At 65.4% G+C, this 25727-nt stretch carries 25 protein-coding genes; 19 read left to right on the forward strand and 6 right to left on the reverse strand.

The annotated features are described in order from the left end of the window. Positions 1-7 precede the first annotated feature (7 nt). Complete coding sequence (gene acs, locus ERC79_RS14295) at positions 8-1939, reverse strand: acetate--CoA ligase (protein WP_131579118.1); 1932 nt, start codon at positions 1937-1939, stop codon at positions 8-10. 416 nt (positions 1940-2355) lie between these two features. On the opposite strand from acs, the gene ERC79_RS14300 reads away from it, so the two are divergent. From ERC79_RS14300 to ERC79_RS14340, 9 genes are all read left to right on the forward strand, one after another. Further along, positions 2356-3222, forward strand: coding sequence for a MurR/RpiR family transcriptional regulator (locus ERC79_RS14300; RefSeq protein ID WP_165497130.1), 867 nt, complete (start codon positions 2356-2358; stop codon positions 3220-3222). Beyond that, positions 3219-4100: a sugar ABC transporter permease gene (locus ERC79_RS14305; RefSeq protein ID WP_131579120.1), complete on the forward strand. Its 882-nt coding sequence runs from the start codon at positions 3219-3221 to the stop codon at positions 4098-4100. The genes ERC79_RS14300 and ERC79_RS14305 overlap by 4 nt, the downstream gene beginning before the upstream one ends. Next, positions 4097-4909, forward strand: coding sequence for a carbohydrate ABC transporter permease (locus ERC79_RS14310; protein ID WP_131579121.1), 813 nt, complete (start codon positions 4097-4099; stop codon positions 4907-4909). Before ERC79_RS14305 ends, ERC79_RS14310 begins: the two co-directional genes overlap by 4 nt. A gap of 35 nt (positions 4910-4944) precedes the next feature. After that, a complete protein-coding gene (locus ERC79_RS14315; RefSeq protein WP_131579122.1) occupies positions 4945-6216 on the forward strand; it encodes an extracellular solute-binding protein in 1272 nt (423 codons plus the stop codon). Further along, complete coding sequence (locus tag ERC79_RS14320) at positions 6213-7265, forward strand: ABC transporter ATP-binding protein (RefSeq protein WP_131579123.1); 1053 nt, start codon at positions 6213-6215, stop codon at positions 7263-7265. Before ERC79_RS14315 ends, ERC79_RS14320 begins: the two co-directional genes overlap by 4 nt. Next, positions 7225-8088, forward strand: coding sequence for an HAD hydrolase family protein (locus ERC79_RS14325; RefSeq protein WP_131579124.1), 864 nt, complete (start codon positions 7225-7227; stop codon positions 8086-8088). Before ERC79_RS14320 ends, ERC79_RS14325 begins: the two co-directional genes overlap by 41 nt. Then, on the forward strand, positions 8085-8954 hold the full coding sequence (locus tag ERC79_RS14330; RefSeq protein WP_131579125.1) for a metallophosphoesterase: 870 nt from the start codon (positions 8085-8087) through the stop codon (positions 8952-8954). The genes ERC79_RS14325 and ERC79_RS14330 overlap by 4 nt, the downstream gene beginning before the upstream one ends. Further along, on the forward strand, positions 8951-9502 hold the full coding sequence (locus ERC79_RS14335; protein ID WP_131579126.1) for an NUDIX domain-containing protein: 552 nt from the start codon (positions 8951-8953) through the stop codon (positions 9500-9502). Before ERC79_RS14330 ends, ERC79_RS14335 begins: the two co-directional genes overlap by 4 nt. A gap of 74 nt (positions 9503-9576) precedes the next feature. Then, positions 9577-10770, forward strand: coding sequence for an MFS transporter (locus tag ERC79_RS14340; protein ID WP_131579127.1), 1194 nt, complete (start codon positions 9577-9579; stop codon positions 10768-10770). A 153-nt stretch (positions 10771-10923) separates the two neighbouring features. On the opposite strand, the gene ERC79_RS14345 is transcribed toward ERC79_RS14340, so the two are convergent. Beyond that, the gene (locus ERC79_RS14345; RefSeq protein ID WP_131579128.1) at positions 10924-11676 is read right to left on the reverse strand and encodes an ABC transporter permease; all 753 of its coding nucleotides are present in this window, start codon (positions 11674-11676) and stop codon (positions 10924-10926) included. After that, on the reverse strand, positions 11673-12638 hold the full coding sequence (locus tag ERC79_RS14350; RefSeq protein WP_131577074.1) for an ATP-binding cassette domain-containing protein: 966 nt from the start codon (positions 12636-12638) through the stop codon (positions 11673-11675). The genes ERC79_RS14345 and ERC79_RS14350 overlap by 4 nt, the downstream gene beginning before the upstream one ends. Before the next feature lie 278 nt (positions 12639-12916). Between ERC79_RS14350 and ERC79_RS14355 the strand changes: the two genes are divergently transcribed. The 7 genes from ERC79_RS14355 (at position 12917) to ERC79_RS14385 (ending at position 20286) form a co-directional block, all read left to right on the forward strand. Then, positions 12917-13366: a GNAT family N-acetyltransferase gene (locus ERC79_RS14355; RefSeq protein ID WP_131579129.1), complete on the forward strand. Its 450-nt coding sequence runs from the start codon at positions 12917-12919 to the stop codon at positions 13364-13366. A gap of 269 nt (positions 13367-13635) precedes the next feature. Beyond that, positions 13636-14685 carry an extracellular solute-binding protein gene (locus ERC79_RS14360; RefSeq protein WP_131579130.1) on the forward strand — a complete coding sequence of 350 codons (1050 nt, stop codon included), beginning with the start codon at positions 13636-13638 and terminating at the stop codon, positions 14683-14685. Positions 14686-14720: 35 nt separating this feature from the next. Further along, entirely contained in the window at positions 14721-15713 is a 993-nt protein-coding gene (locus tag ERC79_RS14365) for an ABC transporter ATP-binding protein (RefSeq protein WP_131579131.1), read from the forward strand. After that, positions 15710-17470, forward strand: a complete 1761-nt coding sequence (locus tag ERC79_RS14370; RefSeq protein WP_207390331.1) for an iron ABC transporter permease — start codon at positions 15710-15712, stop codon at positions 17468-17470. Before ERC79_RS14365 ends, ERC79_RS14370 begins: the two co-directional genes overlap by 4 nt. Before the next feature lie 38 nt (positions 17471-17508). Continuing rightward, positions 17509-18390, forward strand: coding sequence for a hypothetical protein (locus tag ERC79_RS14375; RefSeq protein ID WP_131579132.1), 882 nt, complete (start codon positions 17509-17511; stop codon positions 18388-18390). 2 nt (positions 18391-18392) lie between these two features. Beyond that, positions 18393-19262, forward strand: a complete 870-nt coding sequence (locus tag ERC79_RS14380) for an endonuclease/exonuclease/phosphatase family protein (protein WP_131579133.1) — start codon at positions 18393-18395, stop codon at positions 19260-19262. Continuing rightward, positions 19255-20286: a LacI family DNA-binding transcriptional regulator gene (locus ERC79_RS14385; protein WP_165497131.1), complete on the forward strand. Its 1032-nt coding sequence runs from the start codon at positions 19255-19257 to the stop codon at positions 20284-20286. The genes ERC79_RS14380 and ERC79_RS14385 overlap by 8 nt, the downstream gene beginning before the upstream one ends. Before the next feature lie 20 nt (positions 20287-20306). On the opposite strand, the gene ERC79_RS14390 is transcribed toward ERC79_RS14385, so the two are convergent. Next, positions 20307-20702, reverse strand: a complete 396-nt coding sequence (locus ERC79_RS14390) for a VOC family protein (RefSeq protein WP_131579135.1) — start codon at positions 20700-20702, stop codon at positions 20307-20309. A 142-nt stretch (positions 20703-20844) separates the two neighbouring features. Beyond that, positions 20845-21201: a DUF1801 domain-containing protein gene (locus ERC79_RS14395; protein ID WP_131579136.1), complete on the reverse strand. Its 357-nt coding sequence runs from the start codon at positions 21199-21201 to the stop codon at positions 20845-20847. 156 nt (positions 21202-21357) lie between these two features. Here ERC79_RS14395 and ERC79_RS14400 point away from each other — a divergent pair, with 156 nt between their 5' ends. Both ERC79_RS14400 and ERC79_RS14405 read left to right on the forward strand, forming a co-directional pair. After that, on the forward strand, positions 21358-22041 hold the full coding sequence (locus ERC79_RS14400; RefSeq protein ID WP_131579137.1) for a helix-turn-helix domain-containing protein: 684 nt from the start codon (positions 21358-21360) through the stop codon (positions 22039-22041). A 160-nt stretch (positions 22042-22201) separates the two neighbouring features. Then, positions 22202-22951 carry an oxidoreductase gene (locus ERC79_RS14405; RefSeq protein WP_131581146.1) on the forward strand — a complete coding sequence of 250 codons (750 nt, stop codon included), beginning with the start codon at positions 22202-22204 and terminating at the stop codon, positions 22949-22951. A gap of 383 nt (positions 22952-23334) precedes the next feature. On the opposite strand, the gene ERC79_RS14410 is transcribed toward ERC79_RS14405, so the two are convergent. Further along, positions 23335-24153: an HAD-IB family hydrolase gene (locus tag ERC79_RS14410; protein WP_131579138.1), complete on the reverse strand. Its 819-nt coding sequence runs from the start codon at positions 24151-24153 to the stop codon at positions 23335-23337. A gap of 452 nt (positions 24154-24605) precedes the next feature. Between ERC79_RS14410 and ssd the strand changes: the two genes are divergently transcribed. Beyond that, a complete protein-coding gene (ssd, locus tag ERC79_RS14420; protein WP_131579140.1) occupies positions 24606-25727 on the forward strand; it encodes a septum site-determining protein Ssd in 1122 nt (373 codons plus the stop codon).

The raw sequence follows: 25727 nt of genomic DNA on the forward strand, positions 1-25727 counted from the left end.
CGGGGAACTACTTGCCGCGGATCGCGTCGAACACCTTGGGGTCGACCAGTGTCGAGGTGTCACCGAGGTCGCGGCCTTCCGCGACGTCGCGCAGCAGCCGGCGCATGATCTTGCCGGAACGCGTCTTGGGTAGCTCGGGCACCACGGTGATCTGGCGCGGCTTCGCGATGGGGCTGATCTCGGTGGACACCTGGGCCCGCAGTTCGGCGATCAGAGTCTCGCCCGTGTTTTCGCTGCCCTCTCGCAGGATGACGAACGCGACGATGCCCTGACCGGTGGTCTCGTCGGCGGCGCCGACCACAGCGGCCTCGGCAACGGCGTGGTGCCCGACCAAGGCCGACTCCACCTCGGAGGTCGAGATTCGGTGCCCGGAGACGTTCATGACGTCATCGACGCGGCCCAGGACCCACAGTGCGCCGTCCTCGTCGTACTTGGCGCCGTCTCCGGCGAAGTACCAGCCCTCCTCGGCGTACCGGGACCAGTAGGTGTCGCGGTAGCGGTCCATATCGCCCCAGATCCCGCGCAGCATCGCCGGCCACGGCTCGTCGAGCACGAGATAGCCGCTGCCGCCGGGGCCGAGCGGGCGGGCCTCGTCGTCGACGATCTTCGCGGAGATGCCGGGCAGCGGTGCCATCGCCGACCCGGGCTTGGTGGCGGTGAGGCCGGGCAGCGGGGAGATCATGATCGCGCCGGTCTCGGTCTGCCACCACGTGTCGACGATCGGGGCCTTGTCGCCGCCGATGACGTCGCGGAACCAGCGCCACGCTTCCGGATTGATGGGCTCGCCGACGCTACCGAGCAGGCGGATCGACGACAGGTCGTGCGCGTCGGGAATTTCCCTGCCCCACTTCATGAATGTGCGGACCAGTGTGGGCGCGGTGTAGTAGATGCTGACGCCGTACTTTTCGATGATCTGGAAGTGGCGGTGCTCGTCGGGGGAGTTGGGGGTGCCCTCGTAGACGACCTGCGTGACACCGTTCGAGAGCGGGCCGTACACGATGTAGGAATGTCCGGTGACCCAGCCGATGTCGGCGGTGCACCAGTAGACGTCCTCGCCGGCCTTGTGGTCGAAGACGTTGTGGTGGGTGTACGACGCCTGCGTCAGGTAGCCGCCGGAGGTGTGGATGATGCCCTTGGGCTTACCGGTGGTACCGGAGGTGTAGAGGATGAACAGTGGGTGCTCCGCGTCGAAGGGCTGTGCCGCGTGTTCCGGGGAGGCCTTCTCGACGGTCTCGTGCCACCACAGGTCCCGACCGTCGGTGAAGTCGACGTCGATGCCGGTGCGCTTGACCACCAGCACGTTCTGCACGGATGCCGCCCCGGTTACCGCCTCGTCGACGGCCGGCTTGAGCGGGGCGGCCTGCCCGCGCCGCCACTGCCCGTCGACGGTGACGACGAGCTTGGCCTCGGCATCGTCGACGCGCGAGCGCAGTGCGGTCGCGGAGAATCCGGCGAACACCACCGAGTGGGTCAGTCCCAGTCGGGCGCACGCGAGCATCGTCACGATGGCCTCGGGGATCATCGGCATGTAGATCGCGACGCGGTCGCCGGCGACGAGGCCGAGGTCGGTGAAAGTGTTTGCCGCCCGGCTCACTTCGGCGAGTAGATCGTTGTAGGTGACGTCACGGCTGTCGCCGGGCTCGCCTTCGAAGTGGATCGCGACCCGGTCACCGTTGCCGGCGAGTACGTGCCGGTCGACGCAGTTGTAAGCGACGTTCAGGCTGCCGCCGACGAACCACTTCGCGACGGGGGCGTCCGACCAGTCGAGGACCTCTGTCCACGGGGTGACCCAGTCCAGCCGACGTGCCTGCGCTTCCCAGAACGCGAGCCGGTCGCGATCCGCCTCTACCTGGAGCTCCGGCCCGGCATTGGCATTGGCCGTGAACTCGGCACTGGGCGGGTACACCTCGGGGGCGGCGTCGGTTGCACTGCTCGTCATCTCGGCTTGCCTTCTTTCGGTCGAGCTCTCGGGCGGACCCTCGGGAACTGTCACGGCAACGGTTCTCGCACGTGTGAGGGTAGTCACAGGTAACCTAGCTCGCAGCGTTCGCTCCCGCGGAGTGACCGCTGTGTGCGGCGACCGGTCGAATTGGTGCGCCAGACGGTCGACGCTGCCCGCTCGTGCTGGAGGTGGCGATTCGATTTGGCCCCGAATGGGCGATACTCGGCGTTCCCGCGGGCAGCTACGGGGCCTGGTCGATACCGCCGAAGACGCAATCGAGAATGGGGTCGAATCGTCCAGCGAGCATGTGACGGAGTGCCGCCGCGACGGTCGCCTGATACGCGGTAACATTTCACCTGCCATTAATGTTTCGCCGTAACTTCATTCACCGGGGCCTTCTACCGTCTTGGCCTGTGAGCAGTTCTCCTACATCCCCGTCGCCCGGCATTCGTGCCATCACTCAGGTCAAGGCGCATCTCGGGTCGCTCGGTGCCGCCGAACGGCGTGTGGCGGAGGTCGTGCTGGCCGACCCGGCGAGCATCATCGGCACGTCCGCCGCTCAGCTCGCCAAGCGTGCTCAGACATCCGCAATGACCGTCATCCGTTTCGCCCGCACCGTGGGCTTCAGTGGTTACCAGGAGTTGTCGATCGCTCTGGCGATCACCGAGGAGCAACTCGGGCGGGCGCCTGTGCTCAGCGATTCCGACACCCCCGCCGAGACGCTGCGCGCGGTTTCCGCTCTCGCCGCGGCGGCGGTCGACGGCGTGGCGGGTTCCGTTTCCGTGGAATCCTTCGCCGCGGCCGTTTCCGCGCTCCGCTCCGCTCGGCACACCTTGGTGGTCGGTGCCGGGCTCACCACCCCGATCGCCCTCGACCTCGCCTACCGGTTGAACAACCTCGGGCTCGCTGCGGACGCCCCGGCGGACGGCCAGATTCAGCGTGTCCGTGCGGAGGGACTGACTCCGGATGATGTCCTGGTCGCGTTTCTGCACGGTGGTAGCTACAAACAGGTTGTCGCCACCGCCCAGGCGGCGAAATCCGTTGGGGCCCGCGTTGTCGCGATCACCACATTCGTGGGGACCCCGCTCGCGGACCTGGCCGACCATCCTCTGATTGTCGGTGCCTCGACCGCGCGGACCGGCGTGGACGCGTGGACGAGCAGGCTCGCCGCGCTCACCGTCGTCGACGCGCTTGTCGTCGCGATCGTCAACACCGATCCGACTCGCTATCGCGCTGTGCGCGATCATCTTTCGGAGATCATCGACCGGGATCAGCTGTGAGAGCCCTGCGGCAGCGGTCCCTCCCATATCTGCTGCTTCTCGCAGCGGGCGTCCTTGCGCTGATGTTCGTCATGGTACCGATCGTGCTCGTCGTAGTTCTCGCCTTCTTCGACATCAACCTGGTCAGCGGCGCGGGAACCTATGTCGGACTGGACAACTTCCGTACCGAGATCGCCCACGACGAGTTCGCCCGAAGCCTGCGTAACACGGTCGTGTACGGCGTGCTCACCGTTGTTCCGTCGATGACGATCGGACTGGGCGTCGCTCTCCTCGTGAACGGACTGACGCACGGCAAGGGGTTCTGGCGCAGCGTCTACTTTCTGCCTGTCGCGACGACGCTGGTCGCGATGAGCGCGGTGTGGCGATGGATGTTCCACACCGACACCGGCATCGTGGACACCGTCCTGTCTCCAATCTTCGGGGTGCGGGATTGGCTCGCCAACCCCGATCTTGCACTCGGTGCGGTCGCGATCGTCGGCAACTGGCATCAGATCGGACTGGTGGCGATCCTCTACCTCGCCGCGCTGGGTAGCCTTCCGCGCGATCAGTTCGACAGTGCGCGCATCGACGGCGCCGCATCGTGGAATGTGTTCTGGCACGTGACCTGGCCTGCGCTGGGCCCGACCACGATCTTCGCGTTCATCACGACTGTCGGATCGGCCCTACAGGCCTATGACGTCATCGCGGCGATGACGCAGGGCGGTCCGCTCGGTTCGACCGAAACCCTCACCTACATGATCTGGGTCCGCGGCGTGAACTACTTCGACATCGGCCGTGCCGCGGTCCTGTCGATCGCCCTGCTGGCCCTGTCGCTTCTCGTGACCGCCGCTCAGCGAACCGGTTACGCGCGGCGACTCGAGGAAGGAGGAACCCGGTGAAGGCCGCCGGTCAGATCTCCCGCCACGTCGCCCTCGCGGTGGGTGGCATCTACATGCTCCTGCCCGTAGCCCTGATGCTGGCTGGTTCGGTGACCCCCACCGCCGACATCCTCGCGGGCAACTACCTGCACAACGCGACGCTGGACAACTTCGCCCAGGTCGCCGACCGCGTGCCGTTGGGAACGTACTACCGCAACTCGATCCTGGTGTGCGTGTGCACATTTCTGCTGCAGGTCGTCGTGTGCGTGCCCGCCGCGTATGCGATGGCCCGGCTGCGCTATCGGGGACGGGACCTGTCGGTCTGGCTCCTCGGCGTTCTCATCCTCATCCCGTTCCAGGTGGTCGCGATCCCGGTCTACCTGATGTTCCGTGCAGTCGGGCTGATAGACGCCCTTCCAGCACTCGTCCTTCCGTTCGTCGGCTCCGCGTTCTCGATCTACCTGTTGCGCCAGTTCTTCCTGTCCCTACCGGGCTCGATGTTCGACGCCGCCCGACTCGACGGCGCCGGCACCCCCGCGATCATCCTGCGGTTGGTGATCCCGTCGAGCCGCCCGGCCCTCGTGTCCCTTGGCGTCTTCACCGTCACTGCCGCCTGGAACGCCTACTTCTGGCCGTCGTTCGTCCTCACCAGTGACCGCGCCGCCACCATCCCGTTCGGCGTCGTCGACTTCGTCAACTCCGACGCAGTCACCGACTATGGCCCGCAGATGGCAATGGCCACCCTGTCCGTTCTGCCCCTCCTGATTGCCTTCCTCTTCGCCCAGCGCCAGTTCATCCGCGGCCTGTCCCTCGCCGGCCAGGCCGACTGACACCCCTCCCGCCCCAGCTTCTTTGAGGAATTCTCATGTCACGCAAAGTCATCCGACCACTCGCTACCACGACGGTTGTCGCCGCGCTGCTCGTCGCCACCGCTTGCTCGTCCACCGGAACCTCCGGCTCCGGTGACACCGGTCCCATCCGCATCGTGTCGGGTCAGTCCGGCCAGAACGGTGAACTGCTCGAATCTCTCCTCGATACGTCCGGGGCCGCGCTGCCCGTCACGCTCGAGATGAGCGCCGACTCCGACCTTGCCACGGCACAGAAGGCTTTGCTGGACATCAGCTCCGGACACGGACCTGACGCCGTCCGCGTCACCGGTGCGACCTACCGCACGTTTGTCGAGGCGGGCGCCGCGCAGCCGGTCGACAGCTGTTTGGATACCGACCCGGCCCTTCGCGACGATCTCGATCAGGATTTGCTCGACGGCATACGTGTGGACGGTGAGCTGTACCAGATCCCGTGGTATGTAACGCCTAATGCCCTGTTCTACAATGCGAAGCTGTTCACCGCCGCGGGCCTGGACCCGAATCGGCCGCCGACCACGATGACGGAGTTCCACAACGCGGCCAGGGCAATCGCCGCCACCGGAACCGGAGGTGGGGTTGCGTACTTCGGGAACGACTACAACTTCCAGACCTACGTGTCTCAGGGCGGCGGTCAGGTCTACGATCCGGCCGGCGGGACCGTCGGCATCGACTCCGACGCCGGCAAGGCCGCGTTCGATCTGTTTGCCACGATGGCCGCAGACGGCAGTAGCCCGGTGTATACGAACTTCTTCCAGGAAGCGAACGATGCCTTCGCCGGTGGCAGACTGGGGATGTACATCTCGTCCGCTTCGGGCTACCCGGCGTACCGGGCGCGCAGCGCGGGCGACATCCGCATTGCGCCGGTGCCCACGATTGACGGCGGCCGCGCCGTCGCGACCACGTCCACCAACGGTTTCGTCATAACGACGAAGGACCCCGAACGGCAGAAGGCGGTATGCGACGCGCTGCTGAGCCTTGTGACCCCCGAGGCGGTCACCGAGACGGTCTCGGCGACTGCCACATTGCCCCTGCGGATGTCGGTTGTCGACGACCCGGCCCGACTGCGGCCGGTGTACGAGGCCAACCCCAGCTGGGTAGCGGTACGAGATCAGCCCACGGTCGCATGGGCGGCACTGCCCGGCGAGGTGAATGCCGAATACTCGCAGGCCTACGTGGACACGCAGTTGCAGGTCCTGCGTGGCGACCTCGCGCCAGCTGACGCCGCCGCCCGACTCGCGGATCGTGCCGATCAGCTGCTGGAGGACCAGTGACTGCCGCAGTCACCGTGGCTGACCTCCGCAAGAGCTACGGCCACAAGAAGGGCAGGAAGTCGACGCCGGACCCACCCCCAGTGCTCGCCGGGGTGTCGTTCGAGGCGCAGGCCGGTCGAATCACCACGATTCTCGGTGAGTCCGGTTGCGGGAAGACCACATTGCTCCGTGTTGTCGCCGGACTCGAGGTCCCGTCGTCCGGCCGTGTCTACATCGACGATCGCGACATCACCTCGACTGCCCCGTCGAAACGCGGGGTAGCGATGGTGTTCCAGAACTACGGCCTCTACCCCGCCAAGACCGTCGCGAAGAACATCGAGTTCCCGATGCAGATGGCGAAAGTGCCCGCTGAAGAGCGTCGCGCCCGGACCCAAGCTGTTGCCCAGTCCCTGCACATCGACCATCTACTCGATCGGATGCCAGCACAGCTGTCCGGCGGCCAGCGGCAACGGGTCGGCATCTGTCGTGCGTTGGTGCGTGACCCGCATATCCTGCTCATGGACGAGCCGTTGTCGAACCTGGACTCGCGCCTTCGAATCGAGATGCGTACCGAACTCGTTGCGCTGCAGCGGCGTATCGGCGCCACCATGCTGTACGTGACACATGATCAGGTGGAGGCCATGTCGATGTCCGACCTCATCGTCGTGATGCGCCACGGCAAGATCGAGCAGATGGGCTCGCCAAGCGAGGTCTTCGCCAGACCCACCACGATGTACGTCGCGGCTTTCCTCGGCAACATGAACCTCGTCGACGGGGCAGCCGCGGGTCTGGCCCCGGCGACGCGGGAGACGACGATCGGAGTGAGGCCCGAGCATTTTGCCCTTGCGGCCGCCGAATCGGAGCGGCCCGGCGACCTCGTGGTCGAGGGGCGACTGAGGTTCGACGAGCTGCACGGCGCGGATCGCGTCGTGCATGTAGAGACCCCGCACGCGACGTGGCGGGCACGGCTCGACGCGGCGGCACCGTTGTCAGACACGGTGCGGCTCGTCGCACGACGGGAGAACGTTCATGGATTCGACACCGCTACGGGGGAACGCCGTGCTGCCTGATCCTCGCCTGGTAGTGACCGATCTGGACGGCACCCTGCTCACCTCACACAAGACGGTGTCAGCCGCGACCGTCGCGGCCCTGCGCGCCGCGCGGGACGCGGGACTGCACCTCGCGGTGGCCTCCGCACGACCACTTCGACTGATCGAGTCGGTTCTGTCGCCCGTCGTGCTGGACCTGCTGTCCGCCGTCATCGTGTCCAACGGCGCCGCGATAGTCGACCCGCGGTCGAAGGGCGGGCCGCTGCACGAGGTCGCAGTGAGCGCGGACGCTGGTGGGGACCTGATACGCGTGCTTCGTCGGCGATGGCCGGATGCCGGATTCGGATGGGAGTTCGGGACGCACTTCGCCTGCGACCCCGAGTTTCTCACCCTGACCCGCACCGAGACGATCTTGCGAGACCCCCATCCGGATCTGGTCGCTGCCGGCCCGGCCGCGCCGGTGCACCAGTTGGTCATGGCCGTCCCCGGCCGCGTGCCCCGCGACCTCGTCGATGTGGTCGCGGCGGCTCTCGGCGAATCCTTCGCCGTCACCGACTCACTCGGCGGCGTCGTCGAGATCTCCCTTGCCCGTGCCGACAAGGGCGCCGCGGCCCACTGGCTGGCACAGTCGCTGGAGTTCTCGATGGACCAGGTGATCGCATTCGGTGACGAGCACAACGACCTTCCGCTCCTCACTCGTGCAGGCGTCGGCGTCGCGATGGGCAACGCCTCCGCCCCGGTGCGCGCAGCCGCAACGGCCGTCACCACGTCCAATGACGAGGACGGGGTCGCGTCCTTTCTCACGCGGGCAGTGCTGTCCGGGGCGAGGCCGGTGCGAACGTGACGGACCTGTTGATCGCGCACACTTCCGATCTCCACATCGGGCGCGCGGCCGGACCGGAGCGGCACGAACGCGGTAGATCGGGCTGGAGCGCTTTCCGGCGTTTCGTCGATGCCACCAGGCCGGATCTCGTCGTTGTCGGCGGGGACATCGTTGTCGATGACCCGGACGACATCGCCGACCAGCGAGAGGCCCGGAACATGATCGGAGGGCTGCCCGTGCCGTTCGTCGTCGTGCCAGGCAACCACGACGTCGGCGATCATCCGGTTCGCGACGGCCTGCCCGTCGACTGGCACGGCAAACCGGTGTCCGAATCACGAGTCACCACATGGGAGGCCGAGTGGGGACCGTCCTACTGGCTGCACGACCTGCGGGGCTGGAGGGTGGTAGGCATCAACTCGCAACTGTTCGGCAGTGGACTCGACCGCGAAGACCAGCAGTGGACCTGGCTCGAGCACAAGGCACTTCCGGTGGATCTGCAGCGACCGACCCTCGTCGTTGCACACGAGTCGTTGCATCTGCGCCCAGAACACTCGGACGGGACGGGTGGCGCCGACAGCTGGATGAGCATGCCCCGGGAGTCGTCCGAGCGACTGGCAGACCTGTTCCGGCGGCGCCCGGTTCGGTTGGTGTCCGCAGGCCACACGCACCGTCACCTCGAATGGGCGATCGGCGGTATCAACCAGGTGACGGCACCGAGTCTGGTCGGCGCCATTCCCTCCAGACCGGACATGGCGCAGGCGCAGGGTGACGCGGAACCGGGGTGGCTGACTTACCGGCTCAGCCGCACAGGCCGCATCAGCGTGACCGCACACAGCACCAACTCGTCGCCAGCTGAGCACGATTGCGCACAGGAGGCTTTGACATGACGATGCTGCGGTCCGTCCTGACTGCCGTCACCGACTGGGTACCTCACACCGCGGAGCAGACCCGGGCTCGCGCCGAGTTCCTGCAACGGCTGGTCGCCGGGGAGGCGGTGCTCAGGCGGAGCCCACTCCCGACGCACGTCACGGCGAGCCTGTTCGTACTGGACCCCCAGCGAATTCGAATCCTGTTGTGTCATCACCGAAAGGGTGGCTTCTGGGTACAACCGGGTGGGCACCTCGAACCGGATGACCGGAGCATCGAGGACGCGGCCGTCCGAGAGGCCGTCGAGGAGACCGGCATACCACGTGACGCGATCACCGGGGTCACGATGGCCGACCTCGACCATCACCCACTCGGCGCCGGGTTCCGCGGCTGCCGGTCGCATCTCGATATCGCCTTCGTCGGAACGACCGACCCTGCCGTCCCGGTCGTGGTCAGCGACGAGTCGCAAGATGTACGTTGGTTCCCGGTAGACGGACTTCCACCGAACACCGCGCCGGGGCTCGACACGCGGCTTGCGCAGGTTCTCGACCGCGTCCGACCCACCTGACCCTGTGGCAGCCGCGGTCGATTGCACCGCCGAGACGGACTCGGCCACGCCACCTCCAGTGAAGAGCACTCCACATGACAACAACCACCTCGCCAACCACGCTTGCGCGCGCGGCGGTCCCCCCGGTCACCTACCTTCTTGCCGCGGGAACCTTCCTCATGGGCACCAGCGAGTTCGTCGTCGCGGGCCTGCTGCCCGCTCTCGCCACCGACTTCGATGTCACGGTCGCGCAGGCAGGTTTGTCGATCACGCTGTTCGCCATCGGGATGATCATCGGCGCGCCACTCATGGCCATCCTGACCCTGCGCCTGCCTCGGCGAGTCACTCTCACGTTGGCACTCACCGTGTTCGCCGCTGGACATGTCATTGCGACTCTCGTTCCCGAATTCACCATGCTGCTGGCTGCTCGAGTCCTTACCGCGGTCGCAACCGGTACGTTCTGGACCGTCTCGTCCGTGGTGGCCGCATCCACTGCGGGTCCCCGAGCGGCGTCGCGCGCGCTCGGCATCGTCAATGCCGGCGGCATACTCGCCACCGTTCTCGGTGTCCCTCTCGGGGCATTCTGTGGACAACTCATTGGTTGGCGCGGCGCCTTCTGGGCGCTGGCTGTCCTGGCCGCAGTCACTGCCGTCTTCGTCGCCCTGCTCGTGCCCGCTGACAATATCGATCGACCCGCTCCGTCCATCCGCGTGGAACTGCGCACGCTGCGATCACCGTGTCTGTGGTTGGTCCTTGCCGCATGCGCAGGAGTCACCGCTAGCGTGTTGTCGATCTACAGCTACATCACTCCACTGCTCACTCTCCGCGCTGGACTGCCCCAGAGTGTCGTGCCGGCAGTCCTCATGGCGTTCGGACTCGCAGCACTCGTCGGCTCGATCGTCACCAGCCGTGTCGGTGAAAACCACCCGCACATCACCGCATTGACCGTCGCCACGATCACGCTCCTCGCGACGATCGCCATCTACGCGCTGGCCAACTCACCGGTTCCGGCAATTGCTCTGTTCACGCTTCTCGGCCTGTCCGGACTGTCGGCGATTCCCATCCTCGTCGGGCTCGCTATCCGACTCGGCGGAAGCGCCCCGACGCTCGCCGCCGCGATGCCCACCTCGTTCCTCAACATCGGTACCGCCCTCGGCACCGCTGCCTCCGCTCTCGCGCTGGAATCCGACCTAGGCCTGAGAGGACCGGCCGTTGTTGGAATCATCGCTGCCGGAATCACTCTCATCCCCCTGGCATGGAACTTGCGCAGCCGGAGCCGGTTCAGCTGAAACGCAGTAGTCGCGACCGATCACGCGGCAGCAGCTGATTGGATGGAGAGTGCAAGCGGCGAGTTCTTCTCTGACAAGCGAGTTCCGGAAGCAATGGCACCGCGAGATCGTTATCCGAATCTCGCGGTGCCGGGTGTCCACTTCGGGCGCTCGTCAGGCGTCGCGGTTCTTCACCACGACGAGGCTGGCGCCGAACACGACCGCGACGAACGCTGCGAAGTACGCCAGCGCACCCCACGGGCCCCAGTGGAAATCCGCGTCGGAACCCTGGCCCAGGAAGTAGCTGACGTTGTTGAACGGGCCGAATTCGACGATGTACTTGCCCACCTTGGGAATCATCGTCGCGAGGCTCTCGATCACCAGCGGCCACAGCAGCAGCAGCGAGATCGCACCCGCCGACTGACGGATCAGCGTGCCCACACCGACCGCGAGCACGGCCAGGAGGGCGTAGTAGATCGGGATGCCGAACAGCTCACGGGCGTTGCTGCCCGATCCGATGGACAGCGACTCCCCCGAAATCGCCTGCGCTACGAAGAACGAGGCGAGCGCGATCACGAGACCGAGCACGGCGGCGACGGCTGCCAGCAGCAGCGCCTTGCCCCCGATCACCTGGGTCCGGTTGGGGATCGCCTGGAAGGTCGTGCGGATGACGCCGAACCGGTACTCCGTGGTGACGGCCAGCGCCGACATGATCATCACCAGCATGGCGCCGAACTGCGCCGCGCCGGCCTGGGTGTAGGCGACCGTGAACTCGCCCATCGAATTGTCGCCCGACGACACCAGCGACTTGTACGCCGCACCCATGATGGCCGCGAATCCGATGCTGACGACGACCGCGATCAGCGAGCACCACATCGGCGACTTGGTGGACGTCAACTTGATACGTTCTGCATTCAACACGCTCATCGGAGCGCACCTCCCATGTTCTGCGCACCGTCGACGGGCACTCCGGCGACCTGCGCGTGATACTGCACATCGTCACCGGTGAGCTTCATGAACGCTTCCTCGAGCGAACCACGCTGAGACGCCAACTCGTGCAGGACGATTCCGTTGGCACCGGCGAGCGCACCGATGTCGTCGGTCACCGCACCCGAGACCAGCAACGCCGGCTGATGATCGACACCCGCATCCTCGCGGACCGCGAAACCCTGCCCGGTCAGGACACTGCGCAACGCGTCGAGCTGGGGGCTACGCACCCGCACCGACGACTCCGACGAACGGTCGACGAAGTCCTTGACGCTCGTGTCCGCGATCAACCGACCACGCCCGATCACGATCAGATGCTCTGCGGTGAGCGACATCTCCGACAACAGATGACTCGACACCAGCACGGTACGGCCCTCCGCCGCGAGGCTCTGCATGAACTTGCGGATCCACACGATGCCCTCGGGATCGAGACCGTTGACCGGCTCGTCGAACAGCAACACCTTCGGATCGCCCAGCAACGCACCGGCCAGACCCAGCCGCTGCGACATACCCAGCGAGAACCCACCCGCCTTCTTACCCGCAACCTCGCTCAAACCCACCAACCGCAGCACCTCGTCCACACGTGATGCAGGCAGCGAGTTGGCCGCCGCCATCCACTGCAGATGCGCCTTCGCCGACCGGTTGGGGTGCACCCACTTCGCGTCCAACAGCGCACCGACCGTGCGAAGTGGCTGCTTGAGCTGCTGGTACGGCACCCCCTCGATCAGCGCGGTACCCGCCGTCGGCGTATCCAGTCCGAGAATCATCCGCATCGTCGTCGACTTACCGGCACCGTTCGGGCCGAGGAAGCCGGTGACGATGCCCGGCTTCACGGAGAACGTGAGATTGTCCACCGCTTTCGTCGACCCGTAGGCCTTCGTCAGTCCGCTCACTTCAATCATGGGAACCAGGCTGCCCGAAACGCTCCGTCCTGTGCATCGGCCGGAGGTCTACATTCGAGTCATCCCCAAGGATGAAAAAGTCACCCCACATACCCCGAGAGTATGAGGCTTCCCGATTCCGCCGACCCGATAGATGAAGGCCAATGATCAACTGGCCGTTGATATGTAGGAACCTTCTTGCGTGTACCTGTCCCAGTCGGCCGCAGTCGGGGTTAGCCGCTCGCGGCAGTGAAAATCGGTGGCGTGGGCGCGGCGGGTCTCGGTAGAACGGGGCTGTGATGATGACAGTGCAACTCGAGAATCTGAATCGAGACAACTGGGAAGAGGTGGCTGAACTTGCCGTCGCTGACGGGCAGGCCGGGTTGATTGCCTCGAACCTGTACTCGATTGCCGAGAGCCGGTTTCTTCCTGACTTCTTGACCAAGGCGGTGGTATTCGAAGGCGACATAGTTGGTTTCGTCATGTACGGTCCGGATCCTGATGATGGCCATGTTTGGCTCTATCGACTGATGATCGACCACCGCTTCCAGCATCGAGGACTGGGCCGGGCGGCACTTCACGAAGTCGTCCGTGACGCCCGCGAGCACCTCGGGGCGCACGTTCTACGGCTGGGGGTCGCCCCCGAGAATGTCGTTGCCAAGTCGCTGTATGAGTCCTTCGGATTCCGGCCTACCGGCCTGTTCATCGGCGGCGAAGACATCCTGCAGGTCCCGACCGCGACCAGTTAGGTAGCGGGCGGAGAATTGTGCAGTGCCGTGATCGGCGGAGTCCGCTGGCACCCGGGCGTAGTCCGCAGTGCGCTAGGCCGTCGGTAGTGCGCTAGGCCGTCGGCAGTGCGCTACCCCCATCCGGAGATGCGGTCCCGGGAACGGTCCCGGGATCGCTCCCGGGACCGTTCCCGTCTGTTCATCTGCCAGAACCAACGGCGCCACCATCGAGTCGGTTCGACCGTCGACGATCACTTCGTAACGAGGTTCCCGAGAGTGAGGGTTGCGCGATGGTTAAACGGTCGGTGTTGGCGGTGGGTGTAGCTGCCTTGGCGGGTGCACTCACCCTCGTTGGGTGTTCGTCGGGTGGTGGAGAAGCGAGCGCGGATTCGATCCTGGTCTATTCGCCTCAGGGCGAGGGGCCACGAGGTGAGTACATCGCCTCCCATGCGAAAGATGCTCTGGGTCTAGATGTTTCGTTTGTCTCCGGTGGTGGTGGTGAGTTGACCGAGCGACTCCTTGCCGAAAAGAACAATTCCCAGGCCGATGTCGTTCTCGGGCTCGGAGAGGCGCAGCTGAACCAGGTGGAGACTGCCGGTGTGCTCGCCGACTACTCGCCCGCATGGAGGGACCTGGTACCGGATGCCTTCGATTCGGGCACAGAGTCCTTCACACTCTTCTCGCAAACTCCGATCGTGATGGCGTACAACGCGGCAGCTCTCGGCGAGGAGCAGGCGCCGCGGAAGTGGGAGGATCTGGCGGAGGAGCGGTTCGCGAACAAGTTCGTGTTCCCGAGCGTGACGAGTCAGACCGGACAGGCGGCGGTCGCGGGGATCCTGTGGCCCTACACCGACCGTGAGTCGGGTGAGGTCTCGGACGTGGGCTGGGAGATGCTGACCCGGATTCTGAAGAATGCGGTTCCGGTCGCGTCGGGCCAGAAGTTCGATTGGAACTGGGTCGTCTCCGGAGAGCAGCCGGTTGTCGTGAACTGGCTCGGCGGCATCGAGACTGGTGCGAAGGACAACGGGTTGGATCTGCGGGTGGTCGATGCAGAGGGCGGTTCCCCCTTCGTGTCGACCGGAATCGGTCTGGTGGCGGGCAGTGATCGCACAGATGCGGCGAAGCGCTTCATCGATTGGTTCGGGTCGGCCGAGGTCCAGGCGGACTTCGTGAAGACAACCCGCAGCGATACCCCGGTGAATCCGCAGGCGTTGGCGCAGCTGCCCGAAGCCGCAGCGGCACTGACGGAGATCGGCAAGCAAGACATCGACTGGGGCGTCGTGGCACCACGGATGTCGTCGTGGCTCGAGCGGATCCAGCTCGACATTCTCGGCGGCTGAGCGGTGCCGGCGCAACGGGGAGTGTGTGTCCGACGATGATCGGTATCAAGGGTGTACGGGTTCGATACGGCGACAAGACGGTTGTTCCTCACCTGGATCTCGAGGTCGGTAGTGGCGAGTTCGTGGCGCTGCTGGGACCGTCCGGGTGTGGCAAGTCGACACTGCTTCGGGCACTCGGAGGATTCGTCCCGATCTCGTCCGGTTCCATAGTCGTCGACGGCCGCGATGTCACGAAGGTCGAACCCGAGCGTCGCGGAATCGGCTTCGTGTTCCAAAGCTACGCACTGTTTCCACACCTGACAGTGGCACAGAACGTGCAGTTCGGATTGAAGGTGCACCGCCTGCCCAAAACGGAGGTTGTCGCTCGAACCACGGAAGTCCTGGAGCTGACGGGGCTGGACACGTTCGCGAACGCGACGCCGAGTGAGCTGTCGGGCGGTCAACAGCAGCGGGTCGCGATCGCCAGGGTCCTGGCGACGAAGCCGTCGGTGATGCTGATGGACGAGCCGCTGTCGAATCTCGATGCACGGCTGCGGGTTACGCTGCGCGACGAGATCAAGCGACTGCACCGGGAGCTGGGCGTCACGACCGTGTACGTCACCCACGACCAGGAAGAGGCATTGGCGCTCGCCGATCGGGTGGCGGTGATGAATGCGGGCCGGATCGAGCAGATCGGCAGCCCGCAGGAGGTCTATCATTCGCCGGTCAACCGTTATGTCGGCGAGTTCGTGGGTTCGATCGACGTTCTCGAATCCCGGACCAGATCGCTGTTCGGCGTGGTCCGCGGTGGTGACCTTGCGCTTCGTCCCGAGCGATTGCGGCTGGCCGACGGCGCGGGACTCGAATGTGTCGCCAGCGGCACCGTCACCGATGCAGCCTTCCTCGGCTCGACGACGCGTTATCGAGTCGAGGTCGGCGGCCAGGCGTTGACGATGCTCGCCGGCTCGGACCGGAACACGGTTCTGCACGTCGGCGATGAAGTGCGGTGCGGCTTCGACCTGCCCGATCTGATCGAGCTGTCCGCATGACCGAGATGACCGAGATGACGGGGACGACAGCGACGGCGCGGCCCGGCGGTCTCTCCCGGCGTGTGAAACGACTGTTGGTTGCCGCCACGGTAGCCGCGTTCGGGTGGTTCGTCATCACTTTTCTGTTCTTTCCGAATCTCAGCGTGATCGACGCGGTACTGCGCTCGGGCCACGGCTCAGTCGGACAGGTTGCGTCGAGGTTGATGGAATCGGGCCGGGTCGTAGGTGCAATCCGCGACACGCTGGTGATCGCGGTGATCTCGACCGTCACCGCAAACGTGGTCGGAATCGCGCAGGTGTTCTTCCTCGAAGCGTTCGCGATTCGTGGAAAGGGTCTTCTCACAGTCGCGTACGCGGTGCCGCTGGTGTTCGGATCCATCGCGGCGGTAACCGGGTACGCAATGGTCTACGGCGAGAATGGGCTCATTACCCGGACCCTGCAGACGGTGATCCCGAGTATTCCCGATGACTGGTTCTCCGGTATGGGAGCGGTGATCTTCGTGCACACCTTCACCATGACCGGGTACCACTTCCTGTTCCTGCGGCCCGCGATCCGGCGTGTCGACTTCTCGATGGTCGAGGCGGCCCGGTCGCTGGGAATGAAGCCGCTCCCGGCGCTCTTCCGGGTGGTCCTTCCGGTACTGAAGCCGACGATCCTGGCGTCGGTGCTGATGGCCTTCATTTCGACCCTCACATCGTTCGCCGCGCCGACGATCCTCGGTGGACCCGAGCTGACCATGATCGCCCCGATGATCCAGGCCCTGGCGGGGCTGGGGCGCATGGATATGGCCGCGCTGCTCGGATTGCTCCTGGGTGCGGCGACGACGGTCCTGCTGGTTTGGGCGCTGCGCCAAGAACGTCGCAGCAGTGCCATGATGACGAGCAAGACGCCGCGGCCGTTCGAGCCGATGCGGCTACGCGGCCGGGGAGCGAAGTTCCTCGCCTACGCGTGTGCGTACCTGTTGGCGATCGTCAACCTGGCTCCGCTGGTCGTGACGGCGCTGCTGTCGCTCGCACCGGTGGAGGCCATCCGTCGCGGCGAGCTCAGTCCAGAACTTACGGTCGAGCATTACGTTCGTATGCTGACGAGCACGACTGCGTATGAGCCGCTGGTCAATTCGCTCACTCTTGCCGCAATCGCGATCCCGTTGGCGCTTGTCATCGGAACCGTCGCTGCGCACCTCTCGTATCGGTCACGGCGAAGGTTCGTCGGTGATGCCATCCAGCTCACGATGTTCCTGCCGTACTTTCTGCCCGGAATCCTTGTTGCGCTGGGTTTTCTCATCGCGTTCGGTTCGGGGAGCGCACTTGTGGGTGGACAGGTCCTGGTCGGCACGTATTGGATTCTGCCGCTGGCGTACACCGTGCTGCTTCTCCCTGTGGTGTCGCGCTTCGTCACCGCAACCTACGCCGGTCTCGATCCCTCTCTCGAAGACGCGGCGCGGTCGCTCGGGGCGAGCCCGTCGAGAAGATTTCTGACGGTGATCCTGCCGGCATTGACGCCAGTACTCCTACAGGTCGCAGCGCTAGGGTTCAACGACACCCTCTCCGAGTACACCGTCTCGGTGATGCTCTACAACATCAACAACAAACCACTCGGTGTCACGCTCGGAACGCTGGCCGCCGAACAGGACCCGAACCTGGTCGGCCTGACCACCGCGTATGTCGTCATCATCACGGCGCTATCGGTTGTGGTCGTGCTGTTCGCCGACCGCATGGCACTGCGGGCATCGCGCCGTGGAGTCGGAAGACGATGAATTATCAACTACGACAGAAGAACAGGAGCCGACCTCCCGTGCTCGTGGCCCCCCAACCTCCCCCCTGTGCCGTCGTCGAGCTCTCGGATGAGACCGCGTACGTTCAGGAGTGGTTCATCGCACCGAAGAGCGCCGGGTCGGAGTGTGAGGACGCTGTCGTCGTCACCGAACACTTCGCGGCCGTTGTCGACGGGATGTCGAGCCCGTTACGTGACAGGGGCCAGGCGCCGAGCGGCCGGCGCTACGCCGAGACCGTCGCCAGGGAGATCGCCCGGCTGGAGCCGACGGTGTCTGCAAGGGTTGCGGTCGATTCGATCAGCCGTGCGCTCCGACACATCCGATCCGATCACGCCGGCCCGTCCGGCGCCGTCGCCGCCGTCTATTCGCGGGCACACCGTGAGATCTGGCGGATCGGCGATGTTCACCTGCGCATCGGTGACCGGGTGGTCCTGGGCGAGAAGCGCGTCGATGAGGCCATGACTCTGTTCCGGGCGGCTGTCGTTGCGGCCCATGTGGCGGCCGGCGAATCGCTCGACGTACTGCGTGATCAGGACCCGGGGCTGGCAGCCAGCCGGCCGTTGCTCGAACTGCAACACAATCTCGCCAATCGGGACGCCGTCTTCGGCTACGGAGTGCTCGACGGTAGTGCCGTCCCCGACTGTCACCTCGAGGTTTTCCCGGTTGCCGATGCCACAACCGTGGTCTTCGCCAGCGACGGGTATCCGGGGCCGGCGGCCACATTCGAGTGCGCCGAGCGTGAACTGTTCGCCGCTATCGAACGTGACCCGGCCTGCATCGGCGAACTGGCTGCCATGGGCAAGCCGCTCAAGCAGGGTGCCGATACCCCCGATGACCGCACCTACCTCCGGTTCGACCCAACGATTTCGTACGCCGGTTTCGACACAGAGAGAGAATCTTGACGATGAGCACGCTGCGCGTGGTGACTTGGAATGTCCTGCATACGAACCGGGATCAGCGGCTCAGGCTGCTGGCGACGACCGTTGCGCCCCATCGACCGGATGTCGTCCTCCTGCAGGAATCGAGTATTCGGCACGCCGAGGACCTCGCGTCCGAGCTGGGCATGCGCGTCGCTGCTGTCCCGGACGACTCCGTCGGCCTCGTCAGTGTTCCCGCGGTGCTGTCCGTGCAGGAGCCGTCGGAGGTCCGCGTCGACCGACTCTCCGGGGACGAGGGCCGCAACTACTACCTCACCACTGCGGTGATCCAGATGGACTCCGTTCGGATCCGAATCGGCTCGACTCATCTTCGGCACACGCCGTCGGCGTGGCAGATGACCGAGGCCGGCAGAAAGTTCGCGGCAGAATCGGACATCCGAATCGATTCCAACACAATCGAAGCCACCGTCGAAGTGCGTCTCCGGCAACTGGCCGAGATCGACGATCTTCTCCACCGGACGATGAAGCCGGTGGACCACGAGATTCTGGGAGGAGACTTCAACCTCGTTCCCGGTAGCCGTGAGTACCGAGCGATCATCGGCGGCAGTCTTCGGGACAGCTGGAACGACGCCACCGCCCTCACACCTCAGGCGACGGTGCTCGCCAGGAATCCGCTGGTCGGCGATACACCACCACGCCTTCGTTCGGCCGGCTCGGCAGCGCGGATGCTCGATTACACCCTCGACTATCAATTCCATTCGTCCGGAATGGAGGTCGATCGGACCGAGACGATCGGCGAACCGACGGATGGAGGCACCTGGCCGAGTGACCATCTCGGACTGGTCGTCGACTACACGCCGGCCGACCGACGCACGCCGGGCTCCGGACATGGCTGACCGCATCACCATTGCGGACGTCGCTGCCGCCGCCGGAGTCTCGAAGTCGGCGGCCAGCCGCGCCCTGCTCGCACAACCGGGTGTCTCCGATGACGCCAAACAGCACATCGAGGCAGTCGCGGCCCGGCTCGGATATGTCAAAGACATTCGCGCCCAAGCATTGAAGGCAAAGAACACCAATATCGTCGGAGTGTTCGTCCGTTCCGTGCGGCTGTCGTTCTACGGTGAGATGATCGCTCACCTTCAAGAACACCTCGAGGAGGCGGGATTCGCACTCGCGGTGGGCACGGCCTCGGCCGGTACCACGACCGCCGATGCGTTGGCCGGACTGCTCGGGCTACGGCCCGAAGCGCTCGTCATCGCCTCCGGACGGATACCTGAGCCGCAGATCGTTCCGGTCGCTCGGCGGCTCCCAACCGTCCTGATGGGACGTTCGAGCGCCGCGCCGTCGATCGGATCGGTCTGCGACGACGGTCGTGGGGCGGAAGTGCTTGCAGGGCTGATCACCCATGCCGGTCACCGCGTCGTGGGGGTGTTGCATGTGGCTGCAGAGCATTCGACGACCCTGTATCAACGCTCGACCCGGATGCAGCGAGCGCTGGCCGCGGCCGGTGTCGACACCGTCACGATTCCCCGTGCGGCCGACGGCGACCATCCCGACCCGGGTGCCCTTGCCCGCTGCCTCGACCACGTCTCGGTCATCATGTGCCCCAACGACCCCACCCTGTTGAGCACGTGGGAACAGCTCACCGCGCTCGGCATCCGAGTGCCCGAGGACATAGCACTCACCGGATACGACGGAATCGGCCAACTCGCCAGCCCCGTCCTCGGTCTGACCACCTGGAGGCAGCCAATCGAGGAAATCACCGCGGCCACGGCTCGGCAGGTCTTGCGCCGGTTGACCGGCGAAAGCGCACCTCAGCACACCGAGCTCACAGGGAGTCTGATTCGCGGACGAACACTACCGACGGCGCCCTGGACAAGTGACAGCGTTGGCGTCACACCTCGTCCGTCCCAGCGATGATCCAGGCCGGAACCCCGGCGTCAAGCGGTACGGAAGGCCGACTTGAACTCTGGGGCCGGTTCGATGTCGGAGTAGATGTAGAGACTGACGCCGTTGGGGTCGAGCACTGTGAACCCTCGGTCTCCCCAGGGGTGGTCCTCCGGGGAAGTTTCCGGCGTGAGGCCGAGTCCGATCAGATGTTGGTACTCGGCATCCACGTCCTCGACGCAGAAGTTGTAGGTGAGCCCGGCAGCCTTACAGGCCGCCATACCTTCCTGCGGCTCCATGAACTGAACCGAGAGTCCTTTTCCGAACTCCAGGTTGATGAACCAGCCGCAATCGAAGATCAGCCGGGCACCGAGGTACTTCTGGTAGAAGCTCCGTGATTCAGTGACATTGGGCGTGATGATTGCAGGCGATGCCGACGACGGGCGCATGAGAATCTCTCTTGGTAGGTGTATGGGCTTGGGAGGGGCCCTTTCTCATCCTTCCGCGGGCTACTGAGTCAGTTCTTGAATGAATCGGCCAATCGTCAGCTCCGGCCTGCTCTCCGCGGGTGCGATAGGAACTTGACAACTCCTAGAACGTCTCCCAGGTGAGATCGAGGTAGTCCTCTACGTGCTTGTCTGCGACGTCCGAGAGCGTGTGGAGGCGAAGGTGGCGGCGGCCCTCTTTGGTGCCTCTGCCTTCGAGGTAGCCGAAGGAATCCTCGATGTAGGCGGCGTTTCCGAGTTCCAGGGTCACGTAGTCCTTGCGTGCAAAGAGCCCACAGTAGGCCTGCGCTCCGTCGTAGAACAGGATCCCGCCGTACTGGAACTTCTCGTCAAGCCCGGGGTGTTTCGCAAGCAGTCTGTCGCGCACGCGGCAGATGATCTCGTGGCGATCGTCATCAAGAGCCTCAAGGCTCGTCAAGAAGGACTCGATCTTTTCCTGCATTGGTGGAACTCTCCTGATGAATGGTCACTGGTGTCGCATCGATTCTGGTCGATATGCCCCAGGTCTGTCTTGAACGAATCGGCCAGATCTCCTCTGTCCCTTCGAAGGAGGCGCACTTGTTAGAGTGAGTGTGGAACCGAAGCGGAGAGGGGCGCGATGATCTACTACCGATCCTGGCCCGATGCGAGCCCCGCTGGGACACTCTGGCGCGTCATTTCCGACGAGCCTCAACACCGAATACTCCCCGATGGTGTCATGGATCTGGTGTGCTCCGACGGCAAGTTCATGTTCGCAGGGCCGGATACGAAGGCAGTCTCGGTCAAGGTGCCGTCCGGCAGCGCGACGTGGGGCCTTCACCTCGCGCCGGGCGTTGCGCACGCGCTGATCGGCATTCCTGCCAACGACGTACGTGGCGAACGAGTGGCACTTGACGATCTTGTCAGCCTGCCCGCTTCGCTTGTCGACGCCGCCTACCAGGACCCTGAAACGGCTCTGACGGCTCTGGTGCACACCCTATGGATTCGTGCCGCCGTCAACGTCAATGAGCTTCGGCTCGCCGCTTCGCTCGATCGCGCCGCGCGAAACGGACTCAGTGTGACCGCCATTGCGGAGGAGCACTACCTGTCCGAGCGATCATTGCGGCGCCTGAGCGATCACCTGTTCGGATACGGACCCAAAACGCTCACCTCGATTCACCGATTCCGGCGGGCCCTGCGGCTACTGCGGGGAGGAACCTCCTTCGGTGAAACCGCGGCAAAGGCCGGCTACGCCGACCAGGCCCACCTGTCACGCGAAGTCAAACGATTGACCGGAACAACGCTCACCGCACTACTCAACTAGCTGATCCGGTATCGACCGAGGCCGCCCCTGATGACGTCCTCGGCGCGCGCACGGTCTCCCCGGCGTGCGTGCACCAGGTGGCTGCCGGCGGAGCAGCAACCTCGGGCGACCGGCGGAGCTGACTCGGGCGGCGGGTAGCGTCGATGCTGTGAGCAATCCCGTGACTGATCCCCTGCAGCCGCTGCTCGACCTGCCTGGTGTCCGCGATGCCGCGGATCGCGCTCGCGATGCGCTCGGCGAGGTGCACCGGCACAAGACCAACCGGCGGGGCTGGCCGCAGACGGCCACGGAGGCGTCCGTTCGCGCAGCGCGTGCGTCGGCGTCGATCGACGGTGGGTCGACTGAGTTGCCGACGCCCGGGACCGTTGGTGATCAGGTACTTTCTGGTGCGTTGCGGGTCGCCCAGGCGCTCGACGGCGACGCGCTCACCGTCATCCTGCCGACCTGGCAGCGGGCACCCCTGCAGGTGCTCGCTCGTCTCCATCTGCTTGCGGCCGCCGATCTGGTCACCGATCCGGAGGAGTTGGGGCGCCCGCGCGCGGACCGTGAGGTCGGTCAGCGTCTGGACATGCTCGCGCAGCTCGTGACCGGCGGAACCAAGGCGCCCGCGCCGGTACTTGCGGCGATCGTGCACGGAGAACTGCTGACGTTGCGGCCGTTCGGTGTCGCCGACGGCATCGTTGCCCGTGCCGCGTCCAGGCTCGTGGCCACATCGACGGGGTTGGACCCCCACAATCTCGGTGTGCCCGAGGTGAGCTGGATGCGTCGGGCTCCGGCTTACCGCGACGGTATCGCCGGGTTCGCGTCGGGGACCGCCGAGGGTGTCGGGAGCTGGGTGATCCTGTGCTGCGGCGCGCTCGAAGCCGGCGCCCGAGAGGCGATGTCGATCGCAGATGCCGCCGCCGGCTGACGGGTCCGCACATACGAAGCGGGTGGCGCTACCGATCAGAGTCGATACCGCCACCCGCTAGCACGGACCGCCGGGTTACCAAGCGTGCGAGGTGGGTTGTGTGTCAACGGCCTCGGCGTAGGCTCGAAGGTTGCCGGGTCGCCCCTGCAACTCGTGCAGGGTACTTGCCGAGAACGCCCGAGTTACGCAGGCCCACAACGCTTCTGCCCTTATAGTGGCTTGCAGCTCCGCGTGGGTGCCTGGTGTCCGTGCTGGGAAGTCCGTTCGGGGAATCGAGCCTTCTCTTCCGAGTCGATCCTGGCCATCCGGCCTTCCGTACCTCCTTTGTACCCCCTGCCCCGATCCACTTCAAGAGCCAATTTTTCTTTGTGGGAGACCCGGGTTCAGCGATTTCGGCGCCGCAGGCCGTATGTGAACGCGCCGGCCAGGATGGCGCTCGACAGCACGGCCGCCCCGGCTGCGAGCGTGGTGGGGGAGGGCGCCTGCAGCCGGGATCGTAACGAGATCGGGTTGGAGAAAGTCAGTATGGGCCAACCTCTTCCGGCGGCCTCCCGGCGAAGGGCCCGGTCCGGGTTGACCGCTGTCGGATGCCCGACGGCGAGAAGCATCGGCAGATCCGTCACCGAATCGGAGTATGCGTAGCAGTGTTCGAGGTCGTAGCCCTGGCGCTCGGCAAGCTCGCGCATCGCTTCGACCTTGCCCGCGCCGTAGCAGTAGAACTCCAGCGCTCCGGTGTACCGGCCGTCCTCGACCACCATCCGAGTCGCGCTGCTGTGCGTCGCCCCGAGCGCCGCTGCTATGGGGGTCACCACTTCCTCCCCGGACGCAGAGACCACCACCACGTCGTGGCCACGTGCGGTGTGATCGGCGATCAGATCGGCCGCCTCGGCGAACACCAGCGGATCTACGATCTCGTGCAGTGTCTCCGCGACGATGGCCCGGACCTGTTCGACGTCCCAGCCGGCGCACATGTTCGTCAGGTGGGTGCGCATCCGCTCCATCTGATCGTGGTCGGCGCCGGATAGCAGGAACAGGAACTGGGCGTAGCTGCTCTGGAGCACGGATCGACGGGTGATCAGACCCTGGGCGAAGAACGGTCTGCTGAATGCGAGAGCGCTGGACTTCGCGATGATCGTCTTGTCCAGGTCGAAGAACGCGGCGACTCGGCCGCGTTCGGTGAGTTCGCTCGATTGGGCGGTCACGAGACTCAGGATAGGGGAGTCGGCGCGCACGTCGGGGCGGATGTCGGTCTGGGCGTGCCCGGGCCAATCGGTGAACTTGCAAACTTTCCTGGATCTAGGTGTATTATTATTCTTACCTGGACGCGATCCAGGCGTGTTCAGCCCGACCCCCCGGGGCTGAACTCTGACGACCCCCGCCTCCTCCCCCCCTGGCGGGGGTCGTCCCCTAACTTCTCCGGTTTGCCCCAGTTTCCTTGCCGAGAGCAGGGTTGCGAATCGCACCATCTGTGTCGAACTTCCAGATGTCGCAGTACTTCCAGAGGTGACAGGGTATGCACCGAAAATCGGGCGCACACAGCACTGTCGACAATTATTGGTACTGAAGTACCGTTAATTATCCACAGCGTCCAATTCTGTCCACATTCTCCGATCGGTGCTGTCGGCCGCTCGTACAGCATCGCAAGCTTGTGGGCATGGACAACGACACCCGAGCATCCACGGTTGCCGACCGCCCCGGTGTGCTGGCATGGGTGAACGCGACCGCCGTCGCCCACTGTCTCCGGTCGGTTGCAGCGGCGACAAATCAAACATTTGACGCGTGCAGTGAACTGCCCGCGCGGTCGGTCTGGAGTGGGGCGAGTCTTGTCGTACTGGATGCCGCAGCGGCGCGCGAATGTGCGACGCGGCTGCCACGGCGCCGCGGTGTCGTGCTCGTGTGTGACGGAGTGCCCACGCTCGCCGATTGGCAGGCGGCAACCGGCGTCGGGGCGGATCACGTCCTCGGGCTCCCTGCCGAGGAAGCCGACCTTGTCACGGTGTTCGGCGACCACGGCATGCGGCGGGAGGCGGATGGTGCGGTGGTTGCCGTGGTCGGTGGCTGCGGCGGGGCCGGCGCCTCGACGCTCGCTGCCGCGCTCGCACTCGAGGCTGCTCGCCCACCGTCCCGCTCGGGGTCCCGCGTCCCGTCGGTGCTGCTGCTCGATGCGGATCCGTTCGGTGGTGGACTGGATCTGTTGCTCGGGATCGAGGACACCCCTGGATTGCGGTGGTCGGGGTTGTCTGTCGAGGGTGGGCGGGTGTCTGCCGACGCGCTGCACGCGGCCCTGCCCGGGCGAGGGCCGGGTCTGAGCGTGCTCGCGTGCGGTCGTGGGCCGCTCGCCCTCTCCGGCCCCACCCCGCCGGCGGCCATCGCGGTGGCCGAGGCCGGGCGGTGCGCCGGCAACGTGGTGATCTGTGACGTTTCACGACAGCCCTCTCCAGCCGGTGACGGCTTGCTGGACATCGCCGATCTCATAGTGATGGTGATCCCCGCGAGGGTGCGTGCGGGCCTGTCTGCCGAGCGCGTGCTGGCCCGGGTAGCGGAGCGGAATCCGCACCAGGGCATAGTGGTTCGGGGGCCAGCGCCGGGCGGATTGCGTGGGACGGACATCGCCGGAGCACTGGGTGCGCCGTTGCTGGCGGCGATGCGTCCCGAACCGCAGCTCGAGGCGATGCTCGAACGCGGTGGATTGCAGTTGAGCCGGCGTTCGCCGCTGTCCTCGGCGGCCCGATCGGTGCTCGGGGTGCTCGGTGCCCGGCCGCGCGGCAGGTGGTGA

The sequence above is a fragment of the Rhodococcus sp. ABRD24 genome (assembly GCF_004328705.1).
In the GTDB taxonomy this organism is placed as follows: Bacteria; Actinomycetota; Actinomycetes; order Mycobacteriales; family Mycobacteriaceae; genus Prescottella.